Genomic DNA, 15,431 nt, shown 5'->3' with positions numbered 1-15,431 from the left:
CCCGACAAATTTTATAATTTGTCGGGTTTTGTTTTTTCGTTATTTTATGAAACATTAAACGAAATCAAACCCAAATTTTTATATTTGTGCAAATTCAAAAACAAAAAATGGAACTTAAACTGAATAGACCAATTTGCTTTTTCGATCTTGAAACAACCGGAATTGACATTGGAAAAGATAGAATTGTAGAGATATCAATTTTTAAAGTTTTCCCTAACGGAAATAAAGAAAGTAAAACATGGTTGGTTAATCCTACGATCCCTATTCCACCACAATCAACAGCGATTCATGGGATTAGTAATGAGAAAGTGGCTAATGAACCTACATTTAATGAATTGGCTTCTCAGGTTTACAATATGATTAAGGATAGTGATTTGGCAGGATTTAATTCGGATCGTTTTGATATTCCGTTGCTTGCCGAAGAGTTGTTACGTGCAGGAGTAGATTTTGATATGAAAGGAAGAGTTTCTGTAGATGTACAAACTATCTTTCATAAAATGGAAGAACGTACTCTAAGTGCTGCTTTAAAATTTTATTGTGGTAAAGGACTGGATAATGCTCATTCTGCAGAAGCAGATACCATGGCTACTTATGAAATCCTGAAAGCACAATTGGATCGTTATCCTGAATTGGAAAATGATGTAAAATCATTGTCTGAGTTTACTACCAGAAAAAAAATTGCTGATTTTGCAGGAATGATCGCTTTTGATAAAGACGATGAGGAAATTTTTACTTTCGGAAAACACAAAGGGGCAAAAGTTGATAAAGTTTTAGAGGCTGAACCGGGGTATTTTAGCTGGATTCAGAACGCAGATTTTCCTCTGTATACCAAGAAAGTGTTGACTGCGATTAAATTAAGAAAACTAAATACAAAGTAAGTTTCTGAGATTCTTAGTGACATAGAATCTTAGAGCCTTAGAAACTCAAAAAGAATGAAAATAATTTGTATCGGTAGAAATTATGCCAATCATATTGAAGAATTAAAAAACGAACGCCCTTCGGAACCAGTTGTTTTTATGAAACCAGATTCGGCAGTTTTGTTGAAGCAACATCCTTTTGTAATTCCTGAATTTTCTGAGGATATTCATCATGAAATTGAGCTTATAGTTAAAATAAACAAAGTAGGGAAATATATAGAGCCTAAGTTTGCTCACAAATATTATGATGAGATTAGTGTAGGGATTGATTTTACGGCTAGAGATCTTCAGGAAAAATTAAAAGCGAAAGGACTGCCATGGGAGAAAGCAAAAGCATTTGATGGCTCTGCGGTTATTGGAGAATTTTTGCCAAAAAGTCAGTTTGTTTCATTGGAAAATATTACATTTGAATTAAAGAATAATAATAATACGGTACAAAAAGGTAACTCTAATTGTATGTTGTGGAATATAGATGAACTTATATCCTATGTTTCTCAATATTTTACTTTAAAAATAGGTGATATTATTTTTACGGGAACGCCAGCAGGGGTTGCGGTAGTAAAACCAGACGATGTTTTAGAAGGATTTTTAGAAGGACAAAAACTATTTAGAATACAAGTGAAATAATGGCTTTAAAATATAACCTAGCAAAAGTGTACGCACTTTCAGATAATGATCCGGATTTCGTGAGTGAAATCTTAAATTTATTTGTTACTGAAGTCCCTGAAGATTTGATACAAATAGGAGAGGGGATTAAGAACAAGGATCACAAACATACGTATGCTTTCGCACATAAATTAAAGCCAACATTAGATTTGATGGGTTTAAATGTGGCATTCGAAGAAATTTTACAAATAGAAGCCTGGACAAAATCGGAAGGCAAGAAGAAAGAGATTATTGAGACGTATAAGAGTGTTAAAACTCAGGTAAAAGATGCTATTAAAGAGTTGAAAAAAGATTTTGATCTTTAATTAGTTTCATTTTAATCTTCTTTGCAATCAAAAAATATAACTTAAATCCACAGCTGTATTAAAACATACAGTTGTTGGATTTTTTTATTTTTATTTAATAATATTTAGGATTTAACTGATGTTTTTGTTGGGTAAATTTGTTTAGAGGAGTTAGATTTGTATAAAAAAATAATAACCAATATATGAAAGCAACTATAATTACCATTGGAGATGAAATATTAATTGGTCAAATAGTAGATACCAATTCTGCATTTATAGCAAAAGCATTAGATAGAATAGGTGTTGAAATCAATGAGATTATTTCGATTAGTGATTCCAAAGAGCATATATTAAATACGTTTTCTAAGCTTCAAAATACAGTAGATTTAGTTATTGTTACCGGTGGATTGGGGCCAACGAAAGATGATGTTACCAAGAAAACTTTTTGTGATTATTTTGAAGATGAATTAGTTGTTGATAAAGAAGTTTTGGCTCATGTTACTGAATTGATAGAAGGTTTTTTTAAAAGAAAAATAACTCAGATCAATAAAGATCAGGCGCTAGTTCCATCAAAATGTACAGTGCTTCATAATAAGATGGGGACGGCTCCTGGAATGTGGATGAAGAAAGAAAACACGGTTTTTGTATCGCTACCTGGAGTGCCATATGAAATGGCATATTTGATAGAAAATGAAGTTGTGCCAAAGGTAATCAAAGAATATAAAAGACCTTATATTATACATAAGACAATACTTACTTATGGGCAAGGAGAAAGTATTGTTGCGGAGCGCATCGAGGAGTGGGAGGATAGTTTGCCGGAATTTTTGAAATTGGCCTATTTGCCTAGTCCGGGAAAACTGCGTTTGCGACTTTCGGCAAGAGGAACAGATAAGGTGAAACTAGAAAAAGCAATAGAGGGATATGTGTGCTCTTTGGATGCTATTATTAGTGATATAATTGTTGGTTATGAGGAAGATGAAACGATTGAAGTTGTGCTGGGAAGATTGCTTACTCAACAAAATAAAACTCTTGCTACTGCAGAAAGTTGTACCGGTGGTAAAATTGCACAAACATTGACAGCAGTTCCGGGAGCTTCAAAATATTTTAAAGGAAGTGTTGTTTCGTATGACGCTTCAGTAAAAATTGATGTTTTGGGATTATCGGAAAGTTTGATAGAGGAGCATGCGGTAGTTAGCGCTGCTGTCGCATCCGCTATGGCTTTGAGCGTGAAAAAGATAATGAAAACCGATTATGCAATTGCTACCACAGGAAATGCAGGTCCAACTAAAGAGGAGGGGGATGCAGAAATTGGTACTGTATTTATTGCATTGGCTACACCAAATGGAGTGATTGTTGAAGAATTTAATTTTGGTCAACCCCGTGATAAAGTGATAGATAGAGCTGTAGTTAAGAGTCTTGAAATATTGCAGAAAGAAATTTTGAAAAAAGAGCTTTAAATATTTTGTTTTATAGGTTTATTTTTCTTTTCTTTGCACCCTGATTTTAGATAACGATAAAAGATAAGTATAATGTCAAGAGTTTGTGACCTTACAGGTAAAAGAGCGATGGTAGGAAATAACGTTTCTCACGCTATGAACAAAACTAAGAGAAAATTTTCTGTAAACTTAGTTAAGAAGCGTTTTTATCTTCCAGAAGAAGATAGATGGATTACTCTTAGAGTAGCAGCATCTACGATAAAAACAATTAATAAAAATGGAATCGCTGCAGTTTTGAAAAAAGCGCAGTCAGAAGGATTTATTAAATAATCTTTTCCAAAATAAAAAAATAGCAAGATGGCAAAGAAAGGAAATAGAATCCAGGTAATTTTAGAATGTACTGAGCACAAAACTTCAGGTGTTGCTGGTACTTCAAGATACATAACTACAAAGAACAAAAAAAATACTCCAGATAGATTAGAGATTAAAAAATTTAATCCAATCTTGAAAAGAGTTACTGTTCACAAAGAAATTAAATAATAATTAGAGATTTTTATTGAAATCTCAGATGGTTACATTTGTAGATTTTATTAAAATTCAAATAACATTTGAATCATGGCAAAGAAAACAGTAGCATCGTTACAAACATCTTCTAAGAGATTATCAAAAGCCATCAAAATGGTGAAATCTCCAGTAACCGGAGCATATACATTCGTTGAATCTATTATGGCTCCTGAAGCAGTTGACGAATTCTTGAAAAAGAAATAATCGACTTACAAATTTTATAGAAAAGCTACTTTCATTCGGAAGTAGCTTTTTTATTTTCTATATTTACAACTCGAAATAGAGAACATTGCCTTTAGAGATAAATTTTTAAGTTTTTTTAATATTTGTTGTCTGAAATTTTCGAAAATGTGAATTCCAAATCGTAAATCTTCATTTTAAATGAGCTTTTTTAAAAAATTATTCTCCTCAGAGAAAAAAGAATCATTAGACAAAGGTCTAGAGAAAACTAAAACTACTTTTTTTTCCAAGTTATCCAAAGCAGTGGCTGGAAAGTCAAAAGTTGATGATGATGTTTTAGACAATTTAGAAGAAATCCTCGTTTCTTCGGATGTAGGAGTAAACACGACTCTAAAAATAATTACCCGAATAGAAAAAAGAGTTGAGGCTGATAAATACTTAGGTATTGATGAGTTGAACCAAATATTAAGAGAAGAAATTGCGGGCTTATTATCAGAAACCAATACTGGTGAAGCAACGGAATTTGTTATTCCAATAAACACGAAACCATACGTTTTAATGGTAGTTGGGGTGAATGGAGTAGGTAAAACAACTACAATAGGAAAATTGGCTTATCAATTCAAAAAAGCAGGTCTTAAAGTAGTTTTGGGAGCTGCAGATACTTTTCGTGCGGCTGCCATTGATCAATTGCAAATTTGGGCTGATAGGGTTGATGTACCCATTGTTAGACAAGAAATGGGAAGTGATCCAGCTTCGGTAGCTTTTGATACCTTGCAATCTGCGGTAGCACAAAATGCTGATGTTGTTATAATCGATACTGCGGGTCGTTTGCATAATAAGATTAACCTGATGAACGAACTTTCAAAAGTAAAACGTGTAATGCAAAAAGTGGTTGGAGATGCCCCACATGACGTAATGCTGGTTTTGGATGGTTCTACTGGACAAAATGCTTTTGAACAAGCCAAGCAATTTACTGCTGCCACAGAAGTTACTTCGCTAGCGGTGACTAAGTTAGATGGTACTGCCAAAGGTGGTGTCGTTATTGGTATTTCGGATCAATTTCAAATCCCTGTTAAGTATATTGGTGTTGGTGAAGGAATTGAAGATTTACAGGTTTTTAATAAATACGAGTTTGTAGATAGCTTTTTTAAATAATAGTTTATGAATTTTTCTTCCCTAAAAAATGCAAGTCCCATATACTTTTATTTTGTAAGTATTGCGGCTTTTGTCTTAGCTAATCTTATTAGAGAAACCAACATTAGTTTTTATTATATACTATTGATTATTGGTTTAGTTTTCTTCTTTTTGGGATTGATGCGAAGAATCAAGAAATAAGTTTTATAGTTATTAGTGAAAAGAATCAACTGATAATAGAACAAAAAGCACAAATTCTTAAGAGTTTGTGCTTTTTATTTTTGTGATGATCAGTTACTTATGTTAATTATTCGTCATTAATAATTAATCATCGAATATTCTTGATTATTGATACAAAGCAGAAATTTTTGTCCACAACGTTTCATCAAAATTTGATAAGGCTAAATTTGCAGCGTCAGCAGCGTCTCCCATTCGGATAACGACCATTTTTTTGCTGGGAATCACATAGATTTTTTGGTCATTTTTACCCAAAGCCATAAACATATCGTTTGGGGCAGTAGGGATGATACTTCCTTGAAAAGTTACTTGTGATTGTGGCAGGTGATAATTGGCTTTACCATTTAGCCACCATAAATAGCCGTATCCCAAGTTAATATTTTGTGAGGTATTGGTAGCTTCGTTAAAGTAGTTTTCGTTTAAAATAACATCATTCTCCCATTTTCCTTTGTTTAGCATGAGCAACCCAAAGCGTGCCATACTTCTTGTGGTGCTATTGTAAACAATATTGTTGCCAGATGTAAACCAAGTGCCATTCATTCCTATTTTGTCTCTTAGCTTGGTATTGAAATAATTGCTCCATGATTGTCCACTAGCTTGCGCAATAACATCTTGCAATTTCACATATACATTATGATATGCCCAGCGGGTACCAGCATCAGCGGTGTATGTAAGGGCAGAGGGAGAAACATCGTCGGTAGTGTCGTCTAGACCGGAAGTCATGGTCAATAAGTTTTTGCAAGTAATTAGATTCTCTTTGGCAATTGGAGCACTGGTCCAACCTGTGCCTATATATTGAGAGACTTTATTATTGATATTGATGAGGTTTTCTTGTTGGGCAATTCCAGTCACTGTTGCCGTTAATGTTTTTCCGGCACTTGCCCAATACCAATTGGCGTTAGCATTATGTCCGTTGAAATAATTTTCTATCACGATACGCCCGTTGACAAGGATGATGAAGCCTTTGGAATGTTTGAGTTCTAAATAATCTAAAAGAGGCTGAACGGCAGAAGGTTTCCAACCGAGACTTTCTATGGATTTGGTTTCCCAAGTGGTGCCTGAAAGTGGAGGAAAGTATAGTATTTCTGTTGTGATTGGAGGAGTTGGATTTGTAGTGTCAGAGGAACAACTGATGCAAAAAAGAGCTAATAATAAGGATAGTATTGATTTTGACATGGTTGTGAAAATTAGTTTCGGGTAGGATCAAAAATATTGAAAATAGTTTAATGGGAATGTGAAATTTTTATTTTCTTTGGATTTTTAAAGTTTAACTTTGCCCCATTAATTAAAGATGTTGATGTATGGGATGCTTTAACTTCGATTGCTTTGCCAGTTCGCTTCGTTTGTGTAAATTGGATATTTTTTTGCCTCATTTTATGAGATAAACACGATAGAAATGGATAGCAGGAAATCGAAGATTCAACGGAGTTAAACAGCTTCTTATAAAAGTAATTATTATATGAAAAAAGTATTTGGTATTTTACTGGTAGCCCTTTTATTTATTGGGTGTAAAGAAAAAATAAATCCGGCTGATATTGCTAAAATCAACGGCTATTGGGAGATTGAAAAAGTGATTTTTGAGGACGGGCAAGAAAAGCAATACGGAGTGAATGAATCATTTGATTATTTTAAGATTGATAAAAATAATTCGGGAATTCGTAAAAAGGTGATGCCACAATTGGATGGAACTTTCTTGGTCAATAATACTTTCGAGAACGTAAAAATTCGATTTACTGACGATCAAACCTTTTTGGATTATAGTACACCATATATGAAATGGAGTGAAGAAATACTGACTTTGAACGATAAAGAATTAGTGGTTTTGAATAAAGAGAAAAAAGAATATCATTATAAAAAAACAGGGCCAATAAACCTTGACGACTATGGCAAAAAGACTAAATAATCAAAGTACGGTGGGGGATGTTTTGAAACAAATTATCGAAGTTAATAAATTACAACCCGGGATGGATCAGATTGATGTAAAGGATGCTTGGCGAAATTTGATGGGAAATGGCGTGAATAGTTACACTAATAATGTTGTTTTAAAAGGCTCTACGCTTTATGTAGAGTTAACCTCTGCGGTATTGCGTGAAGAGTTAAGCCATGGTAAATCCAAAATCGTAGCAATGATTAATGAGGAATTGCGTCGTGATGTGGTTCGTGATGTGGTTCTTAGATAGACTGTTTGGATTATTAGATTATTGGATTTTTTTTGATTTTCAATTTTATAAAATATAATTAGCACTTCTATTCTAGAAGTGTTTTTTTTATAATACATTTGACCGTAAGTGTTTTTTAAATAAATTAAAAAATGCTTGCTTATTTAATAATCAACAACTAAAAACAATTTTAAAAAACAATGAAAAAAGTATTACTTATTTTAACCGTATTATTTGCTTTAAATAGTTATTCACAAAAGAAAAAAGTAGCAGTTGTTGCTTTTTACACAGACAAAACAATCGATCTTTCTGATTTGGGTCTAAATAGTTTAGCTTCAATAGCTGATTTGGGTAATGATCCAAGCTTTAATCTTACTCCTATTTTAGAGAAATATCACGATGCTTTTTTTAATGTTTATTCTAAAAAATTCCCATTTGACATAGTTTCTGAAAATGAAGTGACTCAAAAACAAGAATATATTGATTTTTCTCCTAAATATGCTAGAGAGGGAAATGCAGGAAAATATATAATCAATTACCCTGGATACAAATATATTTATGAGGGAGCACTTGGTGAAGCAAATGAAGTAGGAACTGCTACTATTTTTAAAGATATTGCAGATGGTGTTTTATTTACAGAAATACATTTTGCTTTACAAAAAGGTTTCGCTGTTGGAGGAACAGGAACGGTTAAAATGAAAGCTTATGCTAGAATTTCTTTGTATGACAAAACTGGAAAAAAAGTATTCGCGTTCAATGAAGGAGCAAACTCTAAAAAGACTGGAGCTATAGTAGGGGGGATTCCTGTTTTAACACCCGAAAAAGTATTACCTATGTGTGAAAGTGCTTTAGACGAACTTCTAAAAGATTTAGATGAAAAAGCAAATAAATTGATTAAAAAGACTGCTGAAAATCTTTAATAATTTTACAATTAAAAAAACAAAACCCGCTTAATAATTAAGCGGGTTTTGTTTTATCTAAAAATCCAGTAATCTGGAAATCTAATTAATCTGAATATTAGAATTGCTCTCTTCCTGCGAAGTGGAAAGCACCTTCGATAGCAGCATTTTCGTCGCTATCAGAACCGTGTACTGCGTTTTCTCCGATAGAAGTTGCGTATGCTTTACGGATAGTTCCTTCAGCAGCTTCAGCTGGGTTTGTAGCACCAATTAAAGTTCTGAAATCTTCAACAGCGTTTTCTTTTTCTAAAATTGCAGCAACGATTGGACCACGAGACATGAATTCTACTAATTCTCCGTAGAAAGGTCTTTCAGCGTGAACAGCGTAGAATGCTTGAGCATCTGCAACTGTTAATTGAGTTAATTTCAAAGAAACGATTTTGAAACCACCGTTTGTAATCATTGCTAATATGTTTCCGATGTGTCCGTTTTGTACAGCATCAGGCTTAATCATTGTAAAAGTTCTATTAGTAGCCATTCTTTTTTATGTTTTAAAATTTTGTGCAAAAATATACTTTTTTTATTGAAAGATTTTATCAAATTGTCAAATTAATGATGAAAATTTGAGTTACTATCTTTTGTTTTGCTTTTAAACTTTAAAATACATTTTCTTTTTGTAGAAATACCCCAAAAGAATCGACCATAAGGCTACATAAATGAGGGCAAATACTAGAGAAGCTGTCATGGGATTACTAAAGAAAGGCTGAACTCCAAAGGAATACAAATAATCAAGGAGATTGATTTGCTCAGCAGGGATTTTTGGATTTGGGAAAGTAATCATTACAAAAGCTTGCGGAATAATTTCAGAAAGAAAGAATACTATCATTGGGTTTACTCCCCAGATCAAGAATAATTTGGTTCCCTTTTTGTAATTAGCAATATCAATACAGTAGTATAAAATGGCTAATGTTATTGTGGCTAATCCTGCAGTATACACAACATAAGAACTGGTCCAAAGTGCTTTATTGATTGGAAAAACAATATTCCAAGCTAATCCCAAGCAGATAAGAACTACTCCGATAATTGCCATTTTTTTAGCCTTTTCTATTTTTAAAGATGAACTATTGAGTAATTGTCCAATAAGAAGTCCTATGATTCCGGTAGCAATTGATGGGATTGTGCTTAGGATTCCTTCTGGATCCCAAGTGTTGGTTACCGCCCACATATGTCCTTTTAAAACAACACTATCTACCCAAGCGGCTAAGTTGGTTCCTTTTTCAAGATTTGTGATTTCCAATCCAGGTGCTGGAACAAGTGTCATGACGGCCCAATAACCTAGTAATATTCCAATAGCAAACAATAATTGCGTTTTTTGTGTAGTTTTTAGATATAAAAGCGAAGCTATGAAATAGATAATCCCGATGCGTTGCAATACACCAGGGAGCCTTACATTTTGATAAGCTTCAATACCGCTATAGGCTAAAATTAAATAAACAGCAAAAATAGAAACTGCTAAATATGTTTTTAGTTTGGAATTAAAATTGCCCATAAGTGCATATCCTATCAGAGCGGTTATAAATAAACGTCCGATGACTAATGGAATGCCCTCTAATCCGAAGAGTTGAATGTTGCCAAAAAAATTAAAAAATACACCTAAGCAAAACATTCGTAAAGAACGCGTTAGTATTTTATTGAAGGTTTCACTATCATAGCTTTTTGTTGGCATTGCAAAAGAAATGGCGACTCCCATAATGAATATAAAGAAAGGAAAAACCAAGTCAGTAGGAGTACAGCCGTGCCACTCAGAGTGTAAGAGAGGAGGGTAAACGGTTGCCCAACTGCCGGGATTGTTCACAATAGTCATTAATAAAATTGTCAGTCCTCTAAATACATCTAGCGAAATAAGGCGTTCTTTGGTCATTTTTTTTGAGTTACTAAGTTGTTAAGACTTTAAGTTACTGAGTTTTTTAGTTTATTTTTACTGTTATTCAAATCTAACTTACTCAGTAGTTTAGTAACTTAGAAACTATTGAACTTACAAAATAATTATATTGAAATTTTGTTCCAATGGTTTAAGCTGACTTATTAGTTGAGGAATCAAATGTTCTCCATTTTCCAGATAAAATTCCGAGAAATTGGCTTGACGTTCCTGTAAGCTTTCATTGGGAAATAAATCGTTTTGCAGGTCAATAATGCGTTGTAGTTCGTCATGGAATTTTCTTTTTTGGGCAATAAGCAATCGCTTTTCCAAATTTTCCAATCCTTTGGTTTGCTTGACTTCTTGTGCTTTTACAGCGCCTAAAAATGACTTGTCAGTATGATTGGCCAATTCTAAAAGTGTTTCGAATTGTTTTCTTAAGACTTCTTTTTGTTCAGAGAAATCAATTGGGAAATCGGATAGTTTTTGAGTAATGTTATTGACTAAAGAGGCTTGTGTCGAGAATAAATCAGACCAAGTTAGATTTAATTTATCGGCTTTTTTATTTTGTTTTTCAGTTGCCAAAAGCACTGAATTTCTCAATAATAATATTGGGAAAGTCATTTTTGCAGCATCGAAAAAAGATTTTAGCTCTAGCCAATAAGCAATTTCTCCACCTCCGCCAATGTAGCATAAGTTTGGTAAAATGACTTCCTGATACAAAGGACGCATGATTACGTTCGGACTGAATTTTTCAGGATTACTTTCCAATAATGCTAAAATTTCAGATTCAGTAAATTCAATTTTGGTGTGATTAACTTTATAAATACCATTTTCAAGAATAATTCTTTCACGCAAATCATCTTCAATATAGAATAAATTAATTTCACGAGGGTTTACCTGAATCGGATAGTCTGTTATTTTTTCTATAGTATCAGTTACAGCCTTGAAGGAAGTTTGATGAAGCAATTCGTCTTTTATATACGGAATAAAATTGCGTTTTAAATCTTGATGATCCCCGTCTAGAATCACTAATCCTTGAGAGCCAAAAAGAGCGTTAGCCAAATATCTCGTGGCGTCGGCTAAGTTGTTATGTTTGATATAAGAATCCTCGAAAAGCTTTTTGATAATTTTAGCATTGGTACTAGAACCAATTTCTAAGGCATAGATTTCAAGGAAATCAGCCAGACCTTCGGTAGATAATCTCCCTACAGGACCAGTGCTTTCTCTATTCCAATGGAATTTTTTTCCTTTAAAACTAAAATAATTAATTTCTTCAAAATCATGATCCTCCGTTGCCATCCAATAGATTGGAACGAAATTATAGTTTGGATACTTCTTTTTTAATTCGGTAGTCAAATTAATGGTCGAAATGATTTTGTATAAAAAATACAACGGACCACTGAATAAATTGAGCTGATGTCCAGTGGTAACAGTAAAGGTGTTGGGTTGGTTTAAAAGTTCAATATTGCTTAAAGTTTCATTCGAAATGGTTAGTTCTGCATATTGATTTTTTAGTACACTTACTAATGTCTTTCTTTTAGAATTTTCATCGTCATTGAAATTAATTTTTTTCTCAAGAATTTGTTCTTCAAAGTTTTCGAGAGTAGGAAAGCGATGGTATAAAGATTGTAATTCTGGTTTTTGGTTTATATAATCTTGTATCAATTTGGAAAAATATCCTGAGGTTTGATAGCTGATACAGTCTGTAGGCATAGTTTTAGATTTTTTTTATAGTTGTAAATTTAATGAAAAAATGCTGTTAAAAATTATTTTAGCATTTGCTTAAGATTTGAATTCTATGATTGTTTTTAAATTGTTGTTTGTTAGTTGTTTATGGTGTTGTTGTGAAAATATTTCAAAATTAATTTGTTAATTAGAAAAATATTTCACAAAATTTGCGTCAGAAAAATAAATCATTAACTATTAATAACGAAGACAATGTTTGTATTAAACTTTACCTCTCAAAACATCGCATCAGGATCAGATTCTGTTGTCATGTGTCTTCGTGGCTTTTCTCAATCATAGCAAATCAATTTTAGATATATGAACAAGCCCGAAGGAAAATAACTTTCGGGCTTTTTTTTATTCTAGACTCTTCAAAAAATTCCCGATCGCTAGAACTTGTATTTATCTGTTTCAGATAAAATAGTTGTCAAAATTAGTATTGCTGTTAATCTGCAATGTGTTTTGCTAATATTCTTATTTCCCTATAAATGGATTTAAGATGTTAAGCATTTCCTTTTGCCAGAAATAGAATGCGCAATATTGATTTTGGAAAAAATCAATATTAAAAATAAAATGGGAAATAAATTATCTGGAAAAGACCTAATTAAAATAGGCTTTCCAAAAAATAACAGTATCAATATTGCCTTGGGGCAAATAAACAGATATAGAAAAAGAGAAAAAAAAGAGAGCATATTAACTGAAGCTAAAGAAGTTTTACTGTATCCTGAAAAATTTACAGGCCATGGAACCTGGGGGAAAGTAGCCGAAGGATTAGTAAATCCGGTACAAGTAAGAATGCATCAGCTGAATAATACACGAGCACCATTCTCCATATTTGGAGAAAATGAAATTGATGAACAAGCGAAGTATCAATTGTATGATGCTCTGAAATTACCAATTTCGGTAGCTGGAGCTTTAATGCCAGATGCGCATACTGGTTATGGTTTGCCAATAGGAGGGGTGCTTGCAACAGATAATGCCGTGATTCCGTATGGAGTTGGAGTTGATATTGGCTGCCGAATGAGTTTGTCAATTTTTGATATTCCAGCTTCTTTTTTCAAAGGAAAAGATCATCAGCTGCAAGCAATTTTAAAAGACCATACCAAATTTGGAATGTACGAAACCCACACAATTAAGGCTGATCATGAACTATTTAGCCGAAGTGAATTTCAAGACATCCCGCTTTTGAAAAATCTTTTGAGTAAAGCATACAAACAGCTTGGAACATCTGGTGGAGGAAATCATTTTGTTGAATTTGGAATTGCAAAAATAACCAATCCGCTTAATGAATGGAAAATTGGTGTTGGCGAATATTTTGCGGTGTTATCACACAGTGGTTCAAGAGGATTAGGAGCAAATATTGCCAAGCATTACACTTATCTGGCATCCAAGCAATGTCCTTTGCCAAAAAATGTTCAGCACTTGGCTTGGTTAGATTTAAATACACATGACGGTCAGGAATATTGGCTGGCGATGAATTTAGCCGGAGATTATGCAAAAGCCTGCCATGATGATATTCATCGCCGAATTGCAAAAGCGATTGGAAAACGAGTGGTCGTGACCATTGAAAATCATCACAATTTTGCATGGAAAGAAACAGTGAATGGGAAGGAGGCAATTGTGCATAGAAAAGGCGCAACTCCTGCCAATGTTGGAGAATTAGGGATTATTCCGGGTTCGATGACGGCCCCAGGATTTATTGTTCAAGGAAAAGGAAATGCGGAGAGTTTAAAATCTGCTTCACATGGTGCCGGACGACTTTTTTCTCGAAGAAAATGCAAAGAATCTTTTACTCAAAGTGAGATTACTAAAGTGCTTAAAGCAAATGATGTCAGCTTAATAGGAGGTAATGTTGATGAAGCTCCAATGGCGTATAAAGACATTAATACAGTAATGGCAAACCAAAGCGAGTTGGTAGATGTACTTGGTACATTCACGCCAAAAATCGTTAGAATGGATCGCTAAAAAAAATAGAAATTATGGAAAAAATAATTCAAATAACATCAGGTCGGGGCCCAGCTGAATGCAGCTGGGTTGTGGCTCAGGTTTTGAAAACCTTTATCGAAGAAGCAAAAGAAAATAATATAAAAACAACTATGCTTCAAAGAGAAACTGGAGTTGAAAACGGAACTGTAGAAACCGCAACAATTTTACTTGAAAACAATGATTTGAATGCGTTTGTCAATTCTTGGATTGGAACAATTCAATGGGTTGGAAAAAGTCAGTTTAGGAAATTTCATAAACGGAAAAATTGGTTCATTGGAGTTTTTGAGATTCAAAAATCATCAGTAATGGAGGTTTCCGAAAATGATATCCAATATCAGGCTATGCGAAGCTCTGGTGCCGGAGGACAGCATGTAAATAAAGTAAGTTCGGCAGTAAGAGCTACACATATTCCGACTGGAATTAGCGTGGTTTCGATGGATTCGCGTTCGCAGCATCAGAATAAAAAACTGGCGACAGAAAGATTATTGCAGAAATTCAAAGAAGAAACCGTAAAGCAGTTTAAAGCTGAGTTTCAAGCACAATGGATGAACCAGTTGGAGGTTCAGCGCGGAAATCCGATTCGGGTTTTTCAGGGTTCTGATTTTAAAAAACAAAAACAGGAAAAAACAAACAAGCAGGAAAGGCAAAGATTAAAAAGAGAAGATTATTTCGATCGGGAATAATAGGCTTGATTTTTTGAATTTCCAAATCGAATGATTATGAAAACAGTTGATAAATACATTTTTGAAGCATTAGATAATTATCCCTATTCGTTGGTAGAAACAATAGAATCACTGGATTATGCATTGTCTTATGATGATAAAAATACAATGGCGTTATGTTTATACGGTCGTGTTCAGGCTGATCAATTGCTTAGATATGAAGAAGCCAAAGAATATTTTCAGGAGGCAATTTCAATTAATATTAATGCAATCGAAGTTTATTCATACTACATAAATACTCTAGTATTGAATGAAGATTATGAAGAAGCGAAGAAACTTATAGATTTTGCATTGACTATTAAAGGAATTAATAAAACTGAAATTCTTCTAAAAAAGGCGATGCTTTTAGAGAGTCAGAAAAACTTCAAAAAGGCCTTGAAAGTTCTTAAGGAGGCCAGACTTGAAACTTTGAGCAATGAGTATGATTTTCTTATTGATGAATCTGAAAAACGATTAAATATAAAAGCAAAGAAAAAGTTGGATAAGCTTTCTAAAAAAGAGAAAGTGACCAAGAAAAAGAGCAAATAAAATAAAAGGGATGCCATAACAGCATCCCTTTTTAGTTTCATAATTGTTTGAATATGAAATATAATTTGAAAAT

The 15,431-nt window shown here is 33.4% G+C and carries 18 protein-coding genes; 14 read left to right on the top strand and 4 right to left on the bottom strand.

The window, feature by feature from the left end:
- Nucleotides 1-107 precede the first annotated feature (107 nt).
- The 8 genes from OZP08_RS17550 to ftsY all read left to right on the top strand — a co-directional run bounded on the left by OZP08_RS17550 (nt 108) and on the right by ftsY (nt 5,202).
- A complete protein-coding gene (locus tag OZP08_RS17550) occupies nt 108-878 on the top strand; it encodes a 3'-5' exonuclease (RefSeq protein WP_281322465.1) in 771 nt (256 codons plus the stop codon).
- Between the two features lie 54 nt (nt 879-932).
- Nucleotides 933-1,544, top strand: coding sequence for a fumarylacetoacetate hydrolase family protein (locus tag OZP08_RS17545; RefSeq protein ID WP_268847377.1), 612 nt, complete (start codon nt 933-935; stop codon nt 1,542-1,544).
- Nucleotides 1,544-1,888 (top strand): Hpt domain-containing protein, encoded by a 345-nt coding sequence (locus OZP08_RS17540; RefSeq protein WP_268847376.1) that lies wholly within the window; start codon nt 1,544-1,546, stop codon nt 1,886-1,888. The genes OZP08_RS17545 and OZP08_RS17540 overlap by 1 nt, the downstream gene beginning before the upstream one ends.
- Nucleotides 1,889-2,070: 182 nt before the next feature.
- Nucleotides 2,071-3,324, top strand: coding sequence for a CinA family nicotinamide mononucleotide deamidase-related protein (locus tag OZP08_RS17535; RefSeq protein WP_268847375.1), 1,254 nt, complete (start codon nt 2,071-2,073; stop codon nt 3,322-3,324).
- A gap of 72 nt (nt 3,325-3,396) precedes the next feature.
- On the top strand, nt 3,397-3,633 hold the full coding sequence (gene rpmB, locus OZP08_RS17530) for a 50S ribosomal protein L28 (RefSeq protein ID WP_024980263.1): 237 nt from the start codon (nt 3,397-3,399) through the stop codon (nt 3,631-3,633).
- A gap of 27 nt (nt 3,634-3,660) precedes the next feature.
- Nucleotides 3,661-3,843, top strand: a complete 183-nt coding sequence (rpmG, locus tag OZP08_RS17525) for a 50S ribosomal protein L33 (RefSeq protein ID WP_017495179.1) — start codon at nt 3,661-3,663, stop codon at nt 3,841-3,843.
- A gap of 75 nt (nt 3,844-3,918) precedes the next feature.
- Nucleotides 3,919-4,071 (top strand): DUF4295 domain-containing protein, encoded by a 153-nt coding sequence (locus OZP08_RS17520; protein WP_116760430.1) that lies wholly within the window; start codon nt 3,919-3,921, stop codon nt 4,069-4,071.
- Between the two features lie 177 nt (nt 4,072-4,248).
- Nucleotides 4,249-5,202, top strand: coding sequence for a signal recognition particle-docking protein FtsY (gene ftsY, locus OZP08_RS17515; protein WP_281322464.1), 954 nt, complete (start codon nt 4,249-4,251; stop codon nt 5,200-5,202).
- A gap of 324 nt (nt 5,203-5,526) precedes the next feature.
- Here ftsY and OZP08_RS17510 read toward each other — a convergent pair whose 3' ends face one another.
- On the bottom strand, nt 5,527-6,594 hold the full coding sequence (locus OZP08_RS17510; protein ID WP_268847374.1) for a serine hydrolase domain-containing protein: 1,068 nt from the start codon (nt 6,592-6,594) through the stop codon (nt 5,527-5,529).
- 283 nt (nt 6,595-6,877) lie between these two features.
- On the opposite strand from OZP08_RS17510, the gene OZP08_RS17505 reads away from it, so the two are divergent.
- The 3 genes from OZP08_RS17505 to OZP08_RS17495 all read left to right on the top strand — a co-directional run bounded on the left by OZP08_RS17505 (nt 6,878) and on the right by OZP08_RS17495 (nt 8,497).
- Complete coding sequence (locus tag OZP08_RS17505; RefSeq protein ID WP_268847373.1) at nt 6,878-7,321, top strand: hypothetical protein; 444 nt, start codon at nt 6,878-6,880, stop codon at nt 7,319-7,321.
- Nucleotides 7,302-7,598 carry a DciA family protein gene (locus OZP08_RS17500; protein ID WP_268847372.1) on the top strand — a complete coding sequence of 99 codons (297 nt, stop codon included), beginning with the start codon at nt 7,302-7,304 and terminating at the stop codon, nt 7,596-7,598. The genes OZP08_RS17505 and OZP08_RS17500 overlap by 20 nt, the downstream gene beginning before the upstream one ends.
- A 179-nt stretch (nt 7,599-7,777) precedes the next feature.
- On the top strand, nt 7,778-8,497 hold the full coding sequence (locus OZP08_RS17495; protein WP_268847371.1) for a hypothetical protein: 720 nt from the start codon (nt 7,778-7,780) through the stop codon (nt 8,495-8,497).
- A gap of 97 nt (nt 8,498-8,594) precedes the next feature.
- Here OZP08_RS17495 and OZP08_RS17490 read toward each other — a convergent pair whose 3' ends face one another.
- The 3 genes from OZP08_RS17490 to bshC form a co-directional block, all read right to left on the bottom strand.
- Entirely contained in the window at nt 8,595-9,014 is a 420-nt protein-coding gene (locus tag OZP08_RS17490) for a nucleoside-diphosphate kinase (protein WP_268847370.1), read from the bottom strand.
- Between the two features lie 111 nt (nt 9,015-9,125).
- Nucleotides 9,126-10,397, bottom strand: a complete 1,272-nt coding sequence (locus OZP08_RS17485) for an acyltransferase family protein (protein WP_268847369.1) — start codon at nt 10,395-10,397, stop codon at nt 9,126-9,128.
- Nucleotides 10,398-10,511: 114 nt separating this feature from the next.
- Nucleotides 10,512-12,110, bottom strand: coding sequence for a bacillithiol biosynthesis cysteine-adding enzyme BshC (bshC, locus tag OZP08_RS17480; protein ID WP_281322463.1), 1,599 nt, complete (start codon nt 12,108-12,110; stop codon nt 10,512-10,514).
- A 585-nt stretch (nt 12,111-12,695) separates the two neighbouring features.
- On the opposite strand from bshC, the gene OZP08_RS17475 reads away from it, so the two are divergent.
- From OZP08_RS17475 to OZP08_RS17465, 3 genes are read left to right on the top strand one after another with little or no spacing between them, the layout of a single operon-like run.
- Nucleotides 12,696-14,087: an RtcB family protein gene (locus OZP08_RS17475; protein WP_281322462.1), complete on the top strand. Its 1,392-nt coding sequence runs from the start codon at nt 12,696-12,698 to the stop codon at nt 14,085-14,087.
- Between the two features lie 14 nt (nt 14,088-14,101).
- Nucleotides 14,102-14,791 (top strand): peptide chain release factor H, encoded by a 690-nt coding sequence (gene prfH / locus OZP08_RS17470; RefSeq protein WP_281322461.1) that lies wholly within the window; start codon nt 14,102-14,104, stop codon nt 14,789-14,791.
- A gap of 36 nt (nt 14,792-14,827) precedes the next feature.
- Entirely contained in the window at nt 14,828-15,358 is a 531-nt protein-coding gene (locus OZP08_RS17465; protein WP_281322460.1) for a hypothetical protein, read from the top strand.
- Nucleotides 15,359-15,431: the final 73 nt, after the last annotated feature.

Source organism: Flavobacterium aestivum, assembly GCF_026870175.2.
GTDB lineage: Bacteria > Bacteroidota > Bacteroidia > Flavobacteriales > Flavobacteriaceae > Flavobacterium > Flavobacterium aestivum.
This window is presented reverse-complemented; position numbering and strand designations above follow the sequence as displayed.

Coding starts and splice junctions, on each gene's coding strand:
- OZP08_RS17495 (WP_268847371.1), top strand. CDS start 7,778: ATGAAAAAAGTATTACTTATTTTAACCGTATTATTTGCTTTAAATAGT.
- rpmB (WP_024980263.1), top strand. CDS start 3,397: ATGTCAAGAGTTTGTGACCTTACAGGTAAAAGAGCGATGGTAGGAAAT.
- OZP08_RS17485 (WP_268847369.1), bottom strand. CDS start 10,397: ATGACCAAAGAACGCCTTATTTCGCTAGATGTATTTAGAGGACTGACA.
- OZP08_RS17510 (WP_268847374.1), bottom strand. CDS start 6,594: ATGTCAAAATCAATACTATCCTTATTATTAGCTCTTTTTTGCATCAGT.
- bshC (WP_281322463.1), bottom strand. CDS start 12,110: ATGCCTACAGACTGTATCAGCTATCAAACCTCAGGATATTTTTCCAAA.
- OZP08_RS17490 (WP_268847370.1), bottom strand. CDS start 9,014: ATGGCTACTAATAGAACTTTTACAATGATTAAGCCTGATGCTGTACAA.
- OZP08_RS17550 (WP_281322465.1), top strand. CDS start 108: ATGGAACTTAAACTGAATAGACCAATTTGCTTTTTCGATCTTGAAACA.
- OZP08_RS17540 (WP_268847376.1), top strand. CDS start 1,544: ATGGCTTTAAAATATAACCTAGCAAAAGTGTACGCACTTTCAGATAAT.
- OZP08_RS17535 (WP_268847375.1), top strand. CDS start 2,071: ATGAAAGCAACTATAATTACCATTGGAGATGAAATATTAATTGGTCAA.
- OZP08_RS17465 (WP_281322460.1), top strand. CDS start 14,828: ATGAAAACAGTTGATAAATACATTTTTGAAGCATTAGATAATTATCCC.
- ftsY (WP_281322464.1), top strand. CDS start 4,249: ATGAGCTTTTTTAAAAAATTATTCTCCTCAGAGAAAAAAGAATCATTA.
- OZP08_RS17500 (WP_268847372.1), top strand. CDS start 7,302: ATGGCAAAAAGACTAAATAATCAAAGTACGGTGGGGGATGTTTTGAAA.
- OZP08_RS17545 (WP_268847377.1), top strand. CDS start 933: ATGAAAATAATTTGTATCGGTAGAAATTATGCCAATCATATTGAAGAA.
- prfH (WP_281322461.1), top strand. CDS start 14,102: ATGGAAAAAATAATTCAAATAACATCAGGTCGGGGCCCAGCTGAATGC.
- OZP08_RS17475 (WP_281322462.1), top strand. CDS start 12,696: ATGGGAAATAAATTATCTGGAAAAGACCTAATTAAAATAGGCTTTCCA.
- rpmG (WP_017495179.1), top strand. CDS start 3,661: ATGGCAAAGAAAGGAAATAGAATCCAGGTAATTTTAGAATGTACTGAG.
- OZP08_RS17505 (WP_268847373.1), top strand. CDS start 6,878: ATGAAAAAAGTATTTGGTATTTTACTGGTAGCCCTTTTATTTATTGGG.
- OZP08_RS17520 (WP_116760430.1), top strand. CDS start 3,919: ATGGCAAAGAAAACAGTAGCATCGTTACAAACATCTTCTAAGAGATTA.